This window comes from Lutimonas sp., assembly GCF_051011215.1.
Taxonomy (GTDB): domain Bacteria; phylum Bacteroidota; class Bacteroidia; order Flavobacteriales; family Flavobacteriaceae; genus Lutimonas.
This window is the reverse complement of record NZ_JBPCUJ010000020.1, coordinates 61,210-77,858: the sequence shown is the minus strand read 5'-3', so window position 1 is coordinate 77,858 and position 16,649 is coordinate 61,210. Positions and strand designations below refer to the sequence as shown.

General features: G+C 37.1%; 17 protein-coding genes. 15 read left to right on the top strand and 2 right to left on the bottom strand.

Features of this window, described 5'->3' with window-relative positions:
* Positions 1-61: 61 nt before the first annotated feature.
* Positions 62-802, top strand: coding sequence for a hypothetical protein (locus tag ACR2MV_RS02665; protein ID WP_434020348.1), 741 nt, complete (start codon positions 62-64; stop codon positions 800-802).
* Between the two features lie 73 nt (positions 803-875).
* Here ACR2MV_RS02665 and ACR2MV_RS02660 read toward each other — a convergent pair whose 3' ends face one another.
* On the bottom strand, positions 876-1,835 hold the full coding sequence (locus tag ACR2MV_RS02660; protein WP_434020347.1) for an SDR family NAD(P)-dependent oxidoreductase: 960 nt from the start codon (positions 1,833-1,835) through the stop codon (positions 876-878).
* A 279-nt stretch (positions 1,836-2,114) separates the two neighbouring features.
* On the opposite strand from ACR2MV_RS02660, the gene ACR2MV_RS02655 reads away from it, so the two are divergent.
* The 8 genes from ACR2MV_RS02655 to ACR2MV_RS02620 all read left to right on the top strand — a co-directional run bounded on the left by ACR2MV_RS02655 (position 2,115) and on the right by ACR2MV_RS02620 (position 9,199).
* A complete protein-coding gene (locus ACR2MV_RS02655; RefSeq protein WP_434020346.1) occupies positions 2,115-2,621 on the top strand; it encodes an N-acetyltransferase in 507 nt (168 codons plus the stop codon).
* A 184-nt stretch (positions 2,622-2,805) separates the two neighbouring features.
* Positions 2,806-3,732 (top strand): DUF5996 family protein, encoded by a 927-nt coding sequence (locus ACR2MV_RS02650; protein WP_434020345.1) that lies wholly within the window; start codon positions 2,806-2,808, stop codon positions 3,730-3,732.
* A 242-nt stretch (positions 3,733-3,974) separates the two neighbouring features.
* Entirely contained in the window at positions 3,975-4,736 is a 762-nt protein-coding gene (locus ACR2MV_RS02645) for a DUF4405 domain-containing protein (RefSeq protein WP_434020344.1), read from the top strand.
* 14 nt (positions 4,737-4,750) lie between these two features.
* Positions 4,751-5,401 (top strand): hypothetical protein, encoded by a 651-nt coding sequence (locus ACR2MV_RS02640; RefSeq protein ID WP_434020343.1) that lies wholly within the window; start codon positions 4,751-4,753, stop codon positions 5,399-5,401.
* Positions 5,402-5,412: 11 nt separating this feature from the next.
* A complete protein-coding gene (locus ACR2MV_RS02635; RefSeq protein WP_434020342.1) occupies positions 5,413-6,270 on the top strand; it encodes an alpha/beta fold hydrolase in 858 nt (285 codons plus the stop codon).
* A gap of 161 nt (positions 6,271-6,431) precedes the next feature.
* Positions 6,432-7,226 carry a LytTR family transcriptional regulator DNA-binding domain-containing protein gene (locus ACR2MV_RS02630; protein ID WP_434020341.1) on the top strand — a complete coding sequence of 265 codons (795 nt, stop codon included), beginning with the start codon at positions 6,432-6,434 and terminating at the stop codon, positions 7,224-7,226.
* 98 nt (positions 7,227-7,324) lie between these two features.
* Positions 7,325-8,479: a serine hydrolase domain-containing protein gene (locus ACR2MV_RS02625; protein WP_434020340.1), complete on the top strand. Its 1,155-nt coding sequence runs from the start codon at positions 7,325-7,327 to the stop codon at positions 8,477-8,479.
* Between the two features lie 3 nt (positions 8,480-8,482).
* On the top strand, positions 8,483-9,199 hold the full coding sequence (locus tag ACR2MV_RS02620; RefSeq protein WP_434020339.1) for a hypothetical protein: 717 nt from the start codon (positions 8,483-8,485) through the stop codon (positions 9,197-9,199).
* Positions 9,200-9,202: 3 nt separating this feature from the next.
* On the opposite strand, the gene ACR2MV_RS02615 is transcribed toward ACR2MV_RS02620, so the two are convergent.
* On the bottom strand, positions 9,203-9,985 hold the full coding sequence (locus ACR2MV_RS02615; RefSeq protein WP_434020338.1) for a hypothetical protein: 783 nt from the start codon (positions 9,983-9,985) through the stop codon (positions 9,203-9,205).
* 361 nt (positions 9,986-10,346) lie between these two features.
* Between ACR2MV_RS02615 and ACR2MV_RS02610 the strand changes: the two genes are divergently transcribed.
* The 6 genes from ACR2MV_RS02610 (at position 10,347) to ACR2MV_RS02585 (ending at position 16,567) form a co-directional block, all read left to right on the top strand.
* Positions 10,347-11,798, top strand: a complete 1,452-nt coding sequence (locus ACR2MV_RS02610; protein ID WP_434020337.1) for a hypothetical protein — start codon at positions 10,347-10,349, stop codon at positions 11,796-11,798.
* Between the two features lie 209 nt (positions 11,799-12,007).
* Positions 12,008-13,060: a polysaccharide lyase family 7 protein gene (locus ACR2MV_RS02605; protein ID WP_434020336.1), complete on the top strand. Its 1,053-nt coding sequence runs from the start codon at positions 12,008-12,010 to the stop codon at positions 13,058-13,060.
* Between the two features lie 124 nt (positions 13,061-13,184).
* Positions 13,185-14,477: an amidohydrolase family protein gene (locus tag ACR2MV_RS02600; RefSeq protein WP_434020335.1), complete on the top strand. Its 1,293-nt coding sequence runs from the start codon at positions 13,185-13,187 to the stop codon at positions 14,475-14,477.
* Between the two features lie 94 nt (positions 14,478-14,571).
* Positions 14,572-15,315, top strand: coding sequence for a DUF1835 domain-containing protein (locus ACR2MV_RS02595; protein WP_434020334.1), 744 nt, complete (start codon positions 14,572-14,574; stop codon positions 15,313-15,315).
* A 120-nt stretch (positions 15,316-15,435) separates the two neighbouring features.
* Positions 15,436-15,927: an RNA polymerase sigma factor gene (locus ACR2MV_RS02590; protein ID WP_434020333.1), complete on the top strand. Its 492-nt coding sequence runs from the start codon at positions 15,436-15,438 to the stop codon at positions 15,925-15,927.
* Complete coding sequence (locus ACR2MV_RS02585; protein WP_434020332.1) at positions 15,911-16,567, top strand: hypothetical protein; 657 nt, start codon at positions 15,911-15,913, stop codon at positions 16,565-16,567. Before ACR2MV_RS02590 ends, ACR2MV_RS02585 begins: the two co-directional genes overlap by 17 nt.
* Positions 16,568-16,649 lie beyond the last annotated feature (82 nt).

Below are 16,649 nucleotides of genomic sequence, written 5' to 3'. Positions count from 1 at the left end.
GAGAGAAGTTATAAAATTGCATGGATTAAACTAAATTGAACCTATTAAAACAAGTCTGTTTATGAAACGATTACCCTTATTAGTTGTTGGTCTTTTACTGCTTATTTCCTGGAGTCAGAGTGCTTCAGATTTTTATATTATTGAAGGTCAGTATGACGGATATGAAGGAGATATTTTTTTAATAAGAGCACTGCATTCAGATTATTATCTGGACGCTTTTGAAGAAGAACAGGCAATCGTATCCAATGGAAAATTTCAATTTAGCCTAAGTAAAGAAAATAAATATCCGTTGCCATTTTTTATAAGGTCAGGAAACTCTATGAGCTCAGGATTTATTATGGAATCCAGAGATCAGGAATTATTTTTAAAGGAGGTGAATAGAATGTCTAAACCAAGAATTGAATGTGTGAATTCTACTGTTCATAAAGAAGACTTGTTGTTATATGAAAGAAGGAAGGCTTCTATAGACAGTATTACTTCTTCCATAGATCGAATTCATAGTTCAGGTTTTTCAAATGATTCAATACAGAAATTAATTGAAATTGAAAGAGCTATTTACAACGAAAGGACGGAATTGATCATAAAATCTTTTGCCGAAGATTATCCTGCTTCTTATGTGTCATTCTGGTATCTTGTATTTAGTATTGAACATCAAGGATATAGCCCTGGCATTGATGAAGCCTATCAAAACCTTTCACCCGAGATACGGGCGTCGGAAGTGGCAGCCGTTTTTGAGCAGCGAATGCTGGTAGCTAAAATGTCCCAAACTGGAAATTATTTCCCTGAATTTGAAACAAAATAATTTCCAGATACTGAACTAATAAAGATCCATCAATAAGAACAAATGATGGAACCACAGAGGCCTAAAAGAACACTTATTCCGTCTCTGCCAATACCTGATCCAGTATTTTAATTAATGCTTCCCTGTCGTATTTATAGGCTTGATTTTCATTTAACTGAGCCATTTCACGCATGATTTGTGTGATGGTCCATTGTCCTTCCTCTTCTCTTGGGACAACCATATAACGTCGTTTAGGATTTTCTGAGAACAAGGCTTTTTCTACAGCAGCAGCAACTTCATCCGGATTTTTGTACCGGCTTCTGTCGGGTGTAAAACCAGCCATTAGTCCTTCCCATTCTTTTTTATATAGCGAGTTGTCATACTTGAAACCTTGTGCTTTCAACCTATTATAGAATGTTTCAGAAATCTTAGAATTATAATTTCCTGGCTCAATGGCGCTGACTGAAACGCCGAACTTTTTCATTTCATCCGCAAGGGCATCCGTAAAAGCTTCCATGGCATGCTTACTCATACTATAGGGACCAAAAAAGCTGCCAGATAATATACCTGAAATTGAGCTTATGGTAGCTATCCTACCTTTGGATTCTATAATAAGCGGAGCAAAAGCTTTTGTAATCCTGTAAGGGCCATAAATGTTTACGTTAAAGATATAGTCCAGTTCGTCTTCCTCTACTTCAATAAGCGGAGCAAGAATCGCAACACCGGCGTTGTTTACAAGTCCGTACAAACCTCGATTACCAGTTTTTACTGTTTCAACTGCGGCGTTGATTTCATCCCAATTGTTTACATCCAGTTGTATGGATTGTACATTTTTCATGGCATTGAGCCTGTCTAAATCTTCCTGCTTTCTGGCTCCTGCATAGACGAAGTATCCTTTGGAAGAGAGAACTTCAGTAATTTTCAATCCGATACCACTGCTAGCACCAGTCACTAATATTGCTTTCTGATTTGTGGATGTCTGAGCATAAAACTCAAATATGATGGCCATAGAAAATAGGACAAAAACGTACATGTTGCGGGTGTGGGTTTTCATAATTAATTGATATTTAAGGTTTTTAATTAGTTGAAAATTGACAATCGTCTTAGTAAAAATAAAGAATGATTTTCAGAAACGGGAAATTTATTTACTTGTTTGATGTTTCACTGGTAATTTTTTTCACTGTTTTTAGCACTTCTTTTAGTGGAATGATTTCTACTTTGATTGGCTTTGTTCCGCCTTTAGCAGTTTCGTGGATATTTAAAAATCACAACTATATTCGAAGTTTAAAATTGAAATAATAGTTTTACCTTTAAAAATAAACCATTTATAAAAATGAGAAAAGAATACTCAAACGGAGAGTTGACCATTGTTTGGCAACCTAAAAAATGTATACATGCGGGAGTTTGTGTAAAGACCTTACCTGAGGTATACGACCCAAAAGAGACACCTTGGATTCAGCAGGGAAATGCAAAGACGGAGGAGTTGGTTCGTCAAATCGATGATTGTCCCTCAAAGGCATTGTCTTATTTCTTTAATGCCTCAGAATCATCGGGGATTTTTAGTGATAACAGGGAGAAAAAAAGATATGAACTGAAGTATAAAGGACATATAGCATTTATTGATTATATCCTTGCGAAAGGGAACATCTATTTGACACATACGGATGTTCCTACGGAGCTTGAAGGGCAGGGGGTTGGCTCAAGAATGGTACTTCAGGCCCTGGTTGATATTAAGAAAAAGGAATTGATTCTAATCCCCTTATGTCCATTTGTTGCGGGCTATCTTAAAAAGCATCCATACTGGAAAGAATTGGTGTTAAAAGGAATTAATATCGCTTAGCGTCTATATCGAAATCTGGAATGCAGGTTTTATTTATCCGGATCTTGTGAATCAGACTGGTCGAAAAAACCTTAAAAATTAGCCGTATCTTTAGAATGATAGCTGGCGCTCGTTACAAGTATCTTTTGATCATCCTGTTCTTTGTTCAGTTTAGCTGCACCTATGCGTTTTAATACTTCTTTATATGAATAATTCAAATCTTCCGTATCTCGCCTATAATTCATGGACGAATTCCAGAACGTATGTTCACCTGTTGCTGCAAATCATTGGCAAGACGCGTTTGGGCCTTACCGTAAGAAAGAATCATTGGTGGTATATTACGATTTATATTTCTTCAAAAGGGTTTAGTACCTTTACTATACCTGTAGATAATGGGCTTTCTAGTCTTGAAATAGAATTGGATGTGTTACAGCAAGCAGTTGTACTAACTCATAGCAGTAAAGGTAGCATTCAAATTGATCTCAGTCAGGGCCCTTCCATATCTGAATTTTACAAAAAATTTATGAGTGAATTAGATAGACTTGAACTATCACCCAGGTTTATCCAAAGACCTTTTGATATGGGGATTGATAAACCATTTGATCAGCTGGACAATTATAACTCAGTGAACTGGACAGCTATTGAGAAATTCTGGCAAATGATGCAATGGAACAATTCCATCTTTAAGGAGTTTAGCGGGCGCTTTTATGGAAAAACCTGCCCTGTGCAGATTTATTGGCATCATATGGATTTGGCAGTGACCAGATTCTCTGGTAAAAAACTGGCTCCTATGGATACGTCTGTACGTATTTCAGACCGTGATTCTTATTCTCATGAACAGATAAGTTTTGGTTTCTGGGTGGGAGATGAAAATGTACAAGAACCGGCCTATTATTCCTATGCATACCCTTCTCCTGATGGAATTGATAAAAAACCACTTATGCCTTCAACGGCAAATTGGGTTGATAGCAACGGCAGCCCTATGGCTTTTTTGCGCTATGAGGATGTCATAAAAACGGCCGATCCCAGGCAATCTGTTCTTGACTTTTTAGAAAGTGCGTATCAGTCAGGGGCTGAACTCGCAGGTTGGAATATAGAGGAGCTTACAACCCCTCCTTTAGAGCAATTATGATTGTTCCATCGTGCACAGATAAAGGGCTTAGAAGTCAATTAGAATCGATATAGAAATAATAATCAATGCTGTGACATCGCTAGATACACCTAGCAAGATGATGAGGCATCAAATGGACGTATTTGTTTGCAAGCGCAGGCTGTGAGTTCTTGTAAATTTATTTTAGTTGTCATTAAACTTTTACCAAAACTCAAAGTCTAAAAGCATAGAATATATATGTACGAAATAATTGAAAAAGTCCAATGAAAAAGAAAACATCCAAATTGAGGGTATTCGTTGATTTATTCTTTTTTGCATTGATGATCTTAGTGCTCATCCCCCAAACTACAGGAATCGCAATTCATGAATGGGCGAGTTTTATTATTCTTGCCCCCTTCGTTTTGCATGTTTTGATCAATTGGAAATGGATTGCCAGTAATTCCAGAAAAATTTTCAAAAAACAATCGGAAAAATCGCGTTTCGATTATGCTTTTAACTGGCTTCTGTATCTTTTAATGATCCTTGTAACTGTATCCGGAATTGTTATTTCAGAATCCGTTCTGCCCATCTTTGGAATTCATGTTGAACCTGACAGTTTTTGGTCAAAAATTCATGATGTGAGCGCAACACTATTTATGGCTTTTTTAGGAGTTCATTTGGCCTTGCATTGGAAATGGATCATAAATTCCCTGCGAAAATTACGATGGAAGACGGATCTGCATCATTTGACAAAAATTCGAGGCATCATTTTAGATCGATCGGCTCAACTTTTTATTTTTATTGGAATTAGTGTCCTGTTATCAATGGCTTTTTGGATGTTTGAATACAGTGATTGGGCACAAGAAATGAGATTAGGAGCGGGAAATAATGAAGTTGAAAGATCCAAGGAAATGCCAAAAAAATGGATGCTGTTCGTTTTACCCTTGCTAAAAGTTACTATATTGATGACTATTCCGGCCCTCCTTGCGGGCGGAGTAATCAGACTCAAAGATTATTTGAAAGTGCTGAAATCCAAGTCACGATAAGAATTGAACGTACTATGAAAAAAGCTTCTCAATCAAAAAATGCTGCTGGCGGTATCATTCTTTTAACAGCATTTGCTTCGATTGGTTATGCCATATTGCGTTATCATCTTCTTGGTCCGGTTCCCTGGAAGGACCTGGCTTTTTTCACCTTAAATAAAGGCGTTGCACTGTGTGCCTTTATATTGCTGACATTTAATTTCAGTTTTGGGCCTTTATATAATCTTGGAATGAAGATTCCTGATAGCTATCTAAATGCTCGAAAAGCTTTGGGTATGAGTGGATTTTTACTAGCATTGATCCATGTTCTGATGAGTTTTCTTTTGTTTAAACCTGAAGTGTATACCCAGTTTTTTGGCGGGGATGAAACGTTGAGCCTGGTGGGAGGATTAAGTATGCTGGGAGGCGTAATTGCCTTTGTCGTCTTATGGGGCTATAATTTAAGTTTTCAAACCCATCTCCGTGATGATGAAAAATTTATTCAATTTATTACCTCGAGAAACTTCCTTTTAACGGCAATGCTTTTTAGTTTGATACATGTTTTCTTTATGGGCTATAGCGGTTGGTTAAGACCCAATGACTGGCATGGCGGATTGCCACCCATTAGTTTGATTAGTTTTGTATTCTTTTTATGTATGTATGTGATTAATCTATTTGGTAGAAAGTAAAGCGAGGTCTTATGGTGCAAACAATGCCGGTGAAAATAGAAAGATTTGTTTTTGATTGCCTTGTGGCAGGCAAAGAACATGATCCATTGGTACTGTTTTTACATGGCTGGCCAGAATCATCATATATGTGGAAACGGCTGCTGTTGGAGTTTTCCGAAATGGGCTTTTATTGTGTGGCTCCTGATTTAAGGGGTTTTAGTAAAAATGCCTGCCCGAAAGGTAGAAAACATTATGCCTTAAATTACTTGGTTCAGGATGTCTTGGATATTGCAGATTCTTTTGGAAAGCCTAAATTCCATTTGGTAGGTCATGACTGGGGAGCAGCAATAGGCTGGAAACTTGTGCATGATTATAAGGATCGGATCCAGAGTTGGACAGGGATTTCCGTACCGCATCTTCAGGCCTTTGGAAAAGCCATCGTTCTTGATCCGGAGCAACAAAAAATGAGCCAGTATATAAGAAATTTTCAATGGCCCTTTTTACCAGAACGCCGCCTTCGAAAAGACGATTTTAAAATCTTAAGGAAGCTTTGGAAACATGCTGATTCGGAGGAGTTTCATTATAATTTATCGATTTTTAAAAATCCAAAACAACTTTCTGCCTCAATCAATTATTACCGAGGAAATTATAAGGATTTAAAGGTAGCTGCGGAAAGGCCAGTATTGGGTAATATTGATGTACCCACTTTATTTATTTGGGGAAACAAAGACCTTGCCATTGGGCGATACGCGGTTGATGAAAGTCATGTGTATATGAAAAATGACTATGATTTCATTGAACTTGATGCAGGTCATTGGTTAATTCAAACAGAATACGATCATTTAAAGAAAGCAATTACTGAGCATATCTTGAAGTACAAAAGTACCTGACCTGATTTTATCTCATCCATATTCATACATTTTTTTTTGGATAGAATAAGTATATTGCTTAGGTAAAAAGAGGTATAAGTTCATTGAGTACTTGTAACGCTGAACCATCATGCCTGCTTTAGAAAAGGAGCCTGAATAAAGTATCAAACAATTCTAAAAGAGTGAGCCAGGAAATTCACAGAACTACAAAAGGATTTTTTAATAAAGTCAATTCAGACAAGTATTTTTCCATACTTCTGGGTCTTATTTCGGGTTTTGCTGTTTTTTATATTTTATATTTTTTTGAAGCATATGGCATTCAAAAGGGCCTGTCTTATTCCGGGCATACCCATCTATTTAGAAGCGTCAGTTTTGGTATCTTGACAGGTGTTTATCTTATGTTTTTTGAATCAATACTTAAACCAAAATTGAATATAAATAAAATTAAGCAATTGATATTGTGGTATTTGTTTTTAATTTTTTTAGGAGTTAATTTAATTTTTTTACTCTTTAATTATTTTTGGAACTGGCAGGAATGGAATGTTGAAGCCTATGTACTTATCCTAAAGGAGTTTCCTTTGATTATGCTGTTGCCTTTGACTTTTTATCTTATTTTAAAAAAGATTCCCAAACAAAAAGAGGTGCAAGATGCACTGTTGGTTTTTCAATCTTCAAATGGGAAAGACCAGCTGCAGATTCCTTTGCAGGACTTTCTATTCGCAAATTCTTCGGAAAACTATATTACGATTTATTATACCCGTTATGATGCATCCAGGCAACATCTTATTCGAAAGCCTTTAAAAGTGTTGGAACAAGAATTAAAGAATCATACGTCTATTATGAGAAGCCATCGAAGTTTCCTTGTAAATAAAATTAATATTCAATCTGTCCAACAGGTTAAAGGCAAGGTTTTTATTGAAATGCAGCAAAAGAACATTCCAGTTTCCAAGGCGTATCAGGACAAATTTCTAAACTAAGTAATTATTCGTCACTTATATATGTTTTTAGTCCCAAAACCTCGAGTTTGTTGGGGATTTCAATTTTCGATTTTCATATTTGTCTAAAATATAAAGCAATGTTTGCCACAATATTGAGACTTTTAATATTCCTTATGCTCATTCAGATTAGTGGATGTCAGACAAAAGGCAGGAATGAATATTCAAGAGATACTTCTGATTCTATTGGGAAAATTGATTCACTCATTCAGAAACATTATGACCAGGATGATTTTCATGGCCAAGTGGTCATTAGTCATAACAGTGAAATTATTTATCAAAATAATGTGGGGCTTGCAAACAGGACCTGGAACATTCCAGTCGATGATGAAGTAAGATTCGATATTGCATCACTCAATAAATCAATGATTGCGGCTTTGACATTAAAAGCTGTGGAGGAGGAGCTTTTGAGCCTGGATGATCGCCTGGTAGATTTAATAGCTAATTTCTCTTATAAAGGGCAGTTTCACTCCGATATAACGTTACATCAATTACTCTCTCATACCGCCGGGTTACCGGATTATGATGCCATCCCGGCAGATTTAAAATTGAACAACTTTCGAAATTTTAAACGTCTGTATTTTTCAAATGAGGACTATGTGAATTTTATCAGTCAATTAGATCCGATCAACGATCCGGACCAACAGTTTTATTACAGTAATTTCTCTTACCATTTAATAGCGATTATAATCGAAAATACATATGGTAGACCCTTTTCGGAAATCTTAAAGGAAAAGCTTAGCCATCCTTTGGGCCTGAATAATACCTGTTCTGAATTAAACAACAGGAAAATCTCTTCTAAATTAGCGGAAGCATATACCTATGACAAAGAAACGAAGCAGTGGTCTAAAAATCCGTTTATAGATTTGAGTCTTGGAAGGCGTATCTTTTCTACAGCATCGGACCTGAATCGGTGGGCTCAGGTAATGGATAATCCAGGATATTTGAGCGCCCATTCCTTGGCATTGATGCAACAGAATCACCTGGAACATTTGAATGAAAAAACAAGTTACGGTTATGGATGGGTGGTGATTGATGCAGAAAACAAGAGTGTAATGGGAGATATAGGTATTGACAAACCTTATATTATTCATGGAGGAAGCACTGACGGATATAAAGCCATGCTTGTCAATATTAACAAAGGAGAATATGTACTAAGTTTTTTGAGTAATGTTGGAAACAGAACTCAGGAGGTGCAACTAACAAAAAAAATAATAAATATTTTAATTGACTAAATGATGAATAAACAATTCAAGCTCAAATTTGCAATAGTGTTGCTACTGGCAACGATTTCTGTCAGGGCTCAAAAAGAAAAACTTATCGGTTTCTGGGAGATCGAAAAGGTAGAAATAGGTGAAGAAAATATGACACCGGTTGCCAAATGGACCAAGATCAATACAGACGGCACCTATCAATCTGGAAATGGCTGGTTACAGAACTCCATGGGTACATGGAATTATAATCAGGAAGACAACACCTATTCGGCGAAGGATTCTCTGGATATTTTTGATGAATACGGAGGGTTTAAGGTTTCGTTTGATGAACAAAAGATGATTTGGGAACGTCAGGAAGATGGGATGAAGGTAAAAGTAAGCCTGAAAGCGATCGATAAACTGCCGATGTCACCCGCGGATTATCTGGAAGGCATGTGGAGGTTGCAGGACATTACAGATAATGCAATATCAGTTTTGGATGACTTTGATAAAGAACGGAGACACAAGTTATTTATTCGTTGGGACAGAATCTATTTGAATTTTAATCCAGCAGGAAAAAAGTTGTCAGGCTATTGGCATATAAACGGACATAAACCAGTCATCACATTGTTGCCTCACCAGGATGAGGAAAAGGCGGAAAGCTGGACTATAAAAGTGGATGAAAGAGAATTAATTATGACCGGAAGTTCAGATAGCAACAGAACAATTGTGAAAAGATATAAGAGGCAGAATCATTTTTAATGCCTATTCCGTCATTTCAGTAGTTCGGCAAATATATTGTGTTTCATCAATGAGACCCTTGATGCCCTTCTTGATCTTATCTATAAGGAAATCACTTCCTCCGATAAATGAAGGGGGCATGTTGTGGATGTAATTCAAGGTGTAATTGAAGGCCAGAGTTTGCCCATCATTCAAGGCATAATACCTGGAAATGGAGATTGACATTTTGCTGGTTTCCTGAAACATGACCTTTCCGTAATGATAATTATGTTGCACTACAATCAGACCGGGCGATTCGGTCATGCCGTCGTATTGTTTAAAATAGTGCTGTAATTCGGGATATTGTTCCTCTAATTCCTGATCAGAATAGAAATGCAAGGCGTAGTCAATTTCCGGAGCTCCGAAACCAACAGAAATATGATAAATACTATCAACCCTATTAATTTTTGCTGACGGCATCGTCAGCGCAATATAGCGAGGATCAGACAATCTATCTTCTGTGAAAAAATCAATGGACTTGTCTAAAACGTAGGCCACTTTGGTCAATAGAACATCATACTGTTCATCTCCTTTTCGATCCCAATAATGGTATAAGTCTAAAGGCTTTGCATGTTTTTGGAAAGAAAAAGAGCTGCCTTCAGAAGGTTGTTCGTCGCTTGCGGATCTTTTGAGCAGGGCATGGTAGAAAAAGATACTATCACTCGAATACTCTTCTTTGGAGAAGTCAAATTCAAGAGATTCAATAGGCTTCCAATTTAACTTTTGTCGCTGCTGGGCCACAGAAGTCAAGGCACTTAAAAAAAACATACACAACAATGAATATCTAATCATAGCTCGTAAAATATATAATAAATTCTGCGTTGCTCAGTCAGTAGTAGCTGTTTTGATTTAATGCAAAAGTAGCATTTTCGATGTAAATATTCCAAAAGAATTATGTTTCAATTTAATTCGATGGATTCTGGCCCGTTTTCAGTTTGAAAATAGACTCAATATTGAATATCAACCTTTCATTCGTACTCTTGTTTTTTGGTGCTATTAATTTATGAAGCATGGCTTAAAACCATCTTTTCAAATTTTTATCGATGGATTACGGGTTTTAGCAGGGATATAACCTTGTGTAAACCAGTTTAAAATTTGATTTTTGAAACCATCATTAAAACTTAAAAACATGCAAAATTTAGAATGGCTATTGTTACTGATCTCTATAATTTATATCGGGTTTAACCGGCCAATTAACCTTCAACTCAAAAAGAATTATGTAATTGGCTTATTGGTTGGAGTACTCCTTATTCATTTCCTGTTTAATGGGTATCGATGGCAAATGATTCCGGCTTATTTCTTGTGGGTTATTGCCTTGATCACAGCTATTAAACAATCAGACAGGAAGCCATCCATGGCCCTCAAGGTCCTTAAGATTATTGGTTTGACGATTGTGATAATTCTGGCCGTAGCTCTTCCTTCTTTGTTGCCAGTATTTGATTTACCAGAACCCAGAGGAGAATTTACAGTGGGAACCAAGGATATTTTATTGGAATTGGATCGAGATGAGCTGATCACTGCCGATAAAAATGATAAAAGAAGTTTTATGATCAAGGTTTGGTATCCTTCAAAAAGTATGGACGGTGAAAAAGACCTATATGTTGATCAAGCCGGAAGAAATGGGTTCGCGGTTAAGTATGGTTTAACTCCCTCCATGTTAAATTATCTCGATAAAGTGGATACCCATGTCTTTAGAGATATTGAAATAGCTGATGGGACCTTCCCAGTGCTTATTTTTTCTCATGGCTACAATTCTAAGGCTAATAGTTATTATGCCTTATTATCAGAATTGGCCAGTCGGGGCTATGTAATATTTGCCTTGAACCATACCTATGAGAGTACAGGTGCTACATTTCCCAATGGAGATTTAAAGTACTTTGACTATGAGTTCGCAAGTCAGATTGAATCTAATACCTGGCATATCATGGAGCCGGTAGTTGAGGCGTTTAAAAGTGATCTGAGCTACGAAGAAAGGCACCCCATCATTAAGACAGGTTTAACAACATACTTTGTGAGAGGTATGGTGGAGCGCTGGGCAGAAGATATTGTAGATGTTGTTGATGAATTGAATCAGTGGAATCAGGAAGGTTTTTTCCAGGGAAAACTGGATACCTCAAAAGTGGGTGTGTTTGGACATTCAAGAGGAGGAGGGGCTGCTGGAGAATCTTTGTTGATAGATGACAGGATTAAAGCAGGTGCAAATGTGGATGGCGTGCAGTGGGGACGCATCGTGGATACTGCCTTTGACAAGCCCTTTCTCTTTATATCAGCCGATTGGCCGGAAGAAAAAGACGATTTGAATTCTCACGCTTATATCAATAAAAGTACTGCTGTTTTTTATGATACCAGAATTTTAGAAACAGGGCACAGCAGTTTTATGGATATTCCTTTTATGATTCCTTTAGAAGCTTTGAGCCAGGCAGGAAGCATTGATCCGACACTCGGCATGGAAATAACTTCTAATATGGTTGCTTCTTTTTTTGACAAACACCTAAAAAGTGAACCCATTGATATGAAAAATCTTGATAAGAAATATGATATGCTTCGAATGAATATCTATTCGGGAGATTCTATTCCTTAAATCAGAAATAGGACAGTTTTTATTTATGGGTTTAATGTGCTGTTGGTTAAATATTTAGCTAACAGCACTTTATCTATTTATTGTTTTGAAGGATGCAATAGACACCATTCATTGCAATCAAAATCATCAATGTTTTCATTGATTATGTTGTTTGATCCTGCCGGGTATTAGCTTAAAAAATGTATTTTTATTTTTTAAATATGATAGCAATGCGTTTTTATAATTCTACCCTCGGTCTGCAGTCCTTATTACTTTGTGCTTTCTTACTTTTTAGTTGTTCGAAATCCGTGAAAAAAGAGAAAAAGGAGCAGACACAAACTGTCAAATACCCTAGTGAGGTCATACCATTTATGGATCAATGGAGCATATTGCTGGGAGATGGTACTCGTACGGATCAATTGATCGATTTTGAAAAAAAGAATTTTTTCTATGTGAGGAATGACGGAAGTTCTAATTGGGTTGTTTATAAAACACCAAATTCAGGAATAACCTCCAGAACTTCGAGCAATACCAGATCGGAATTAGGACAAACAAAACACTGGATTCCTGAAACAGGAGGTAAATTGACAGGGACATTAAAAGTGATGCATGTTTCGACTTCAGGTGATGCAAGAGTAGCGGCTGCCTATTCTGTGGTGGTGGGTCAAATTCACAGCGATGAGGGACATGAAAATGAACCTTTAAAGATTTTTTACAAGAAATTTCCTGGCCATGAAAAAGGATCTGTATTTTGGAACTATGAAATAAATACCGAAGGAGATAATTCAATGAGGTGGGACTATTCTTCGGCAGTATGGGGTTATGATATGTCGGTAGTCGGTTCAGATCCTGGAACCTATCCTGAAGAACCAGAAGATGGTGTTGCCTTAGGCGAAGAATTTAGCTATGAGGTAAACGTATACCAGGGTGTCATGTATTTAACTTTTTCCAGTGAGGGTCATAAGACGGTTAAGTTTACAAAGAACTTATTGAAATCTGATTTCGCGACCAAAGAAGATATTCCTGAACAGATTTTAACCTTATATGCCTCTATTGGCCGTGACGGTGTTGAGCGAGATACTGCCTATGCGGGTGAAATACAGTATTTTAAACAAGGTGCCTATAACCAAACCAACGGTAAGGATCCTGAAAAGAATATTGTTTCGAATTCAGGATCAGAAACCTATGACGGTGATATCGCCAAGCAATATGCAAATGGTTGTTATGCCGAGGTTTGGTTTAAAGATGCGACCCTAGGTGAAGGATCGGATCCGGAAAAGTAATAGACGGACCGACAGCAAGAAGACCGATAAGGATGAACTAAGGAATAATCACTAAATTGGCTTTGATAATTTGCAAAAAGATTATGGTATCCATGACTCAAAATCTTTAATCAATAACAAGCCCATGAAATCTATTCAATTTGCAGGCTTCCTGCTATTGCTCATCTCATTAAATTCCTATGCTCAATTTAGTTTTGATACCTATGCCTTGCATCAGTTGAATATTATTGATGTAAATGAAAAGATTATTTTAAAGGATTATTCGATTGTCATTCATCAGGATGAAATTTTGAACATACTCCCTAGTCAAAACTATGTCGCGAATGACAGTACCCATTCCATTTATTTAAAAAACAAATATGTGGTGCCCGGATTGATTGATGCCCATGTACATTTTGCAACAGATCCAACCCGAGAAAGAAGAGACCATGCAGAAATGGTGCTCAAGGAAATGCTTTTGACAGGTATTACCTCCGTGAGGGATATGGCTGGTGATGCTCGTGCCTTGTCGAGTCTGGCTCGAAACACCTTGGTGGGGGATGTCGACGGTCCCAATATTTACTATTCGGCCTTAATGGCGGGACCTGAATTTTTCACTGATCCCAGAACGGTTGCCTCCGCTCAGGGAGGAGTGAGTGGAAGGATGTCCTATATGAAGCAGATAGACAGTACTTCTAATCTAATGATTGAAGTGGCACAAGCCAAAGGAACCGGAGCATCAGGTATAAAATTATATGCCAACCTATCAGCTACGGAGATTAAGAATATTGTAACAGAGGCCAAGAAGCAAGACATCGTTGTCTGGTCTCATGCTGCCTTAAATCCAACCAAGCCATCAGATGTAATTGCTTCGGGGGTTGTTTCAGTTTCTCATGCAAATATGTTGCTATATGAAGACTATCTTTCTGACAAAAATTTAAAGGAACGCTGGGAACGTCATGCTGAGGTTGAAAATGACTCCCTATTTTGGGATAAGGAATTTAAAAAGTTAGATTTTACAGTCTTGTATAAGGCCATGGTGAACAATGACGTTGTTTTAGATGCTACTACCACAGTGCTGGAAAAATATGCGGAAAGACCGAAATATACGTGGGTATATGAAATAGGGAAACGAATCATTGCTCAAGCGGCGGAAAATAATGTAATGATTGCGGCAGGCAGTGATTCAGACCAAAAGACTTTTGTTCAATATGAAATGAAATTATTGGTGGAGCAATGCCATATGAGTCCTATGGAGGCTTTGGTGGCCGCAACAAAGCATTCTGCAAAAGCGACGGGCATTTTGGCGTCCGAGGGCACAATTGAGAAAGGTAAAAAGGCCAACTTGTTATTTTTGAATGCTGATCCTACTAAGGATATTGATCAAATTGAGGATGTTTTTATGGTGGTCAAAAATGGTAAGTTATACAAGCCATAGCTAATGATTTTAATGTCGGTTTGACAAAGAATGATTTTTAAATCATTATTCATTTGATAGCGGGAAGTTTTGATGTTACAGATTTTAAGGAATTATGGAAAAACAATATCATGTATTAAACGGAGATGCTCTGAAAGAGGTATTTCCCGAAGATATTGAAGGGAGCATCATAGTGATGAGGGAGTGCTTGATTGACGGAGATTTGAATGGTGCAACGCCTGAAGCTTTTTTTGAAACCAGAGCAACATTTCTCAGTGAAAATTACGGAGGTAGTAAACAAGATTATTTTGATAAGGTAGTAACAGAATTTGATAAAATTAGAAGCATATCGGAAGAGAGTGAAGTGAACCTTTGGTTTGAGGATGATCTTTTTTGTCAGGTAAATTTTTGGTTTATCGCCCACCTCCTTGTTCAGTATCGAATAAAAAACAGCGTCTATTTGATAAGGCCTGAGGGGCATCATCAATATGGATTTGGAGGTCTGTCTGAAACAGCACTTCTCAATGTCCATAAGCAAAGGGTTCAATTGAATCACCTGGAAGCTATTGCTGATCTCTGGGGCTTTTATCGGGACGAGAATTCTCAAGAATTACTGAAAGCAGCGATAGAACTTGAAGCTGTTTATCCATATATCTTAAAGGCGGTTAGGGCGCATATAGATCGGATCCCAAAAGAAGGTGATGAAGGAAGGCCGACAAGGTCCTTAAGGGCTATCATGAAAGAGCTAAATACCCGGGATTTTGGTCAGATTTTTACCGAATTCAATAAGCGTGAGCCTATTTATGGTTTTGGGGATCTACAGGTGAGAAGACTGCTGGAGCGAATTATAAATGCTTAAATTATTAAAAATAAATAGTATTTAATGTGTTGTTTTTCAGCACGATAATATTATTTTTTAAAATATTTAGTTAAACCTGTAATAATTTTGAGTTTCAACCACTCATTGAAATAAATACTATTGAGTACCGATTTTTATACCACATACATTTTTCCTCATTCTGGAATCATCATAAAGCTATGCCGGGCCTATACCAACTCCCAGGAGGATTTTGAAGATTATTACCAGGAAGTATGTTTGCAGATATTTAGAAGCAGAGAGAGTTTTCGGGAGGAATCCAAATGGAGTACCTGGGTGTATCGTGTTTCTTTAAATGTTTGCCTCACCTTGCTTAAGAAAAAGAAGAATAGCAAACAGTATTTTGTTTCTGATGCCTTACCTGTTCAGGAAACGGAAGATAATTATGCTTTTTCAGATGAATCTCTGAATTTGCTCTATGATGCGATTCGAAAATTATCAGAAATAGACAGGGCCGTTATCACGCTTTATTTAGAAGAGAGGCCTTACAAAGAGATTGCTGCTGTTATTGGTACCAGTCCGAATAATATCGGGGTACGTGTTACCCGAATAAAAACAAGATTAAAAAAAATACTGGATGGAAAGATCAATTGAAAATATTTGGAAAGAGGGTTTTCTCAAAAGTGATGCACTTGTGGCTCCAAAAGTAGTAGACCTTTACAATAAAAAGTCAATACATATTATTGACAAATTCAAACGAATGTTTCGAATTAACCTGATCGCTATTGTGGTGTTTTCCTTTGTCGCTTTAGTGATGTCATTTTATATAGGAATTCCAATTATGGGCTCCATCTTTTTTATCACGCTAACAGCGCTTGTTATTGTCAATAAGAAGCTGTTGAATGGATTGGAAGAAATTGATAAAGGCGAAAATAGTTATGAATATTTAAAAGACTTTAATAATTGGGTGGATAAGCAGGTATCTGTCAATAAAAGAATATCTCGATTTTTATACCCTGTGATCTTTATGTCCATGGTTTTGGGTTTCTATTTTAAAGATGCAGAAGGAATGTATCTGGGGGAACGACTTATCATTCATCAATTGAATCATTTTCCGGATATGATACTCATTTTCGGAATCCCATTGGTTGGAGTCATCGGGGTTGTTGTTGTGATCGGTTTGCTTGCTTTTTTTGGAACGCGAATCTATGAATGGGATTTAAATTTAGTGTATGGCAGAATATTTAAAAAACTTCATGAATTGCTAAAGGATGTTGAAGAATTGAGAGACTGATAAGGGCTGGGAACTCCTTGTTTCCATCTTTTCTGAAAAAAAAATTGAGCTACCTGTAATAATTCGTAGTCTCGGAATACCT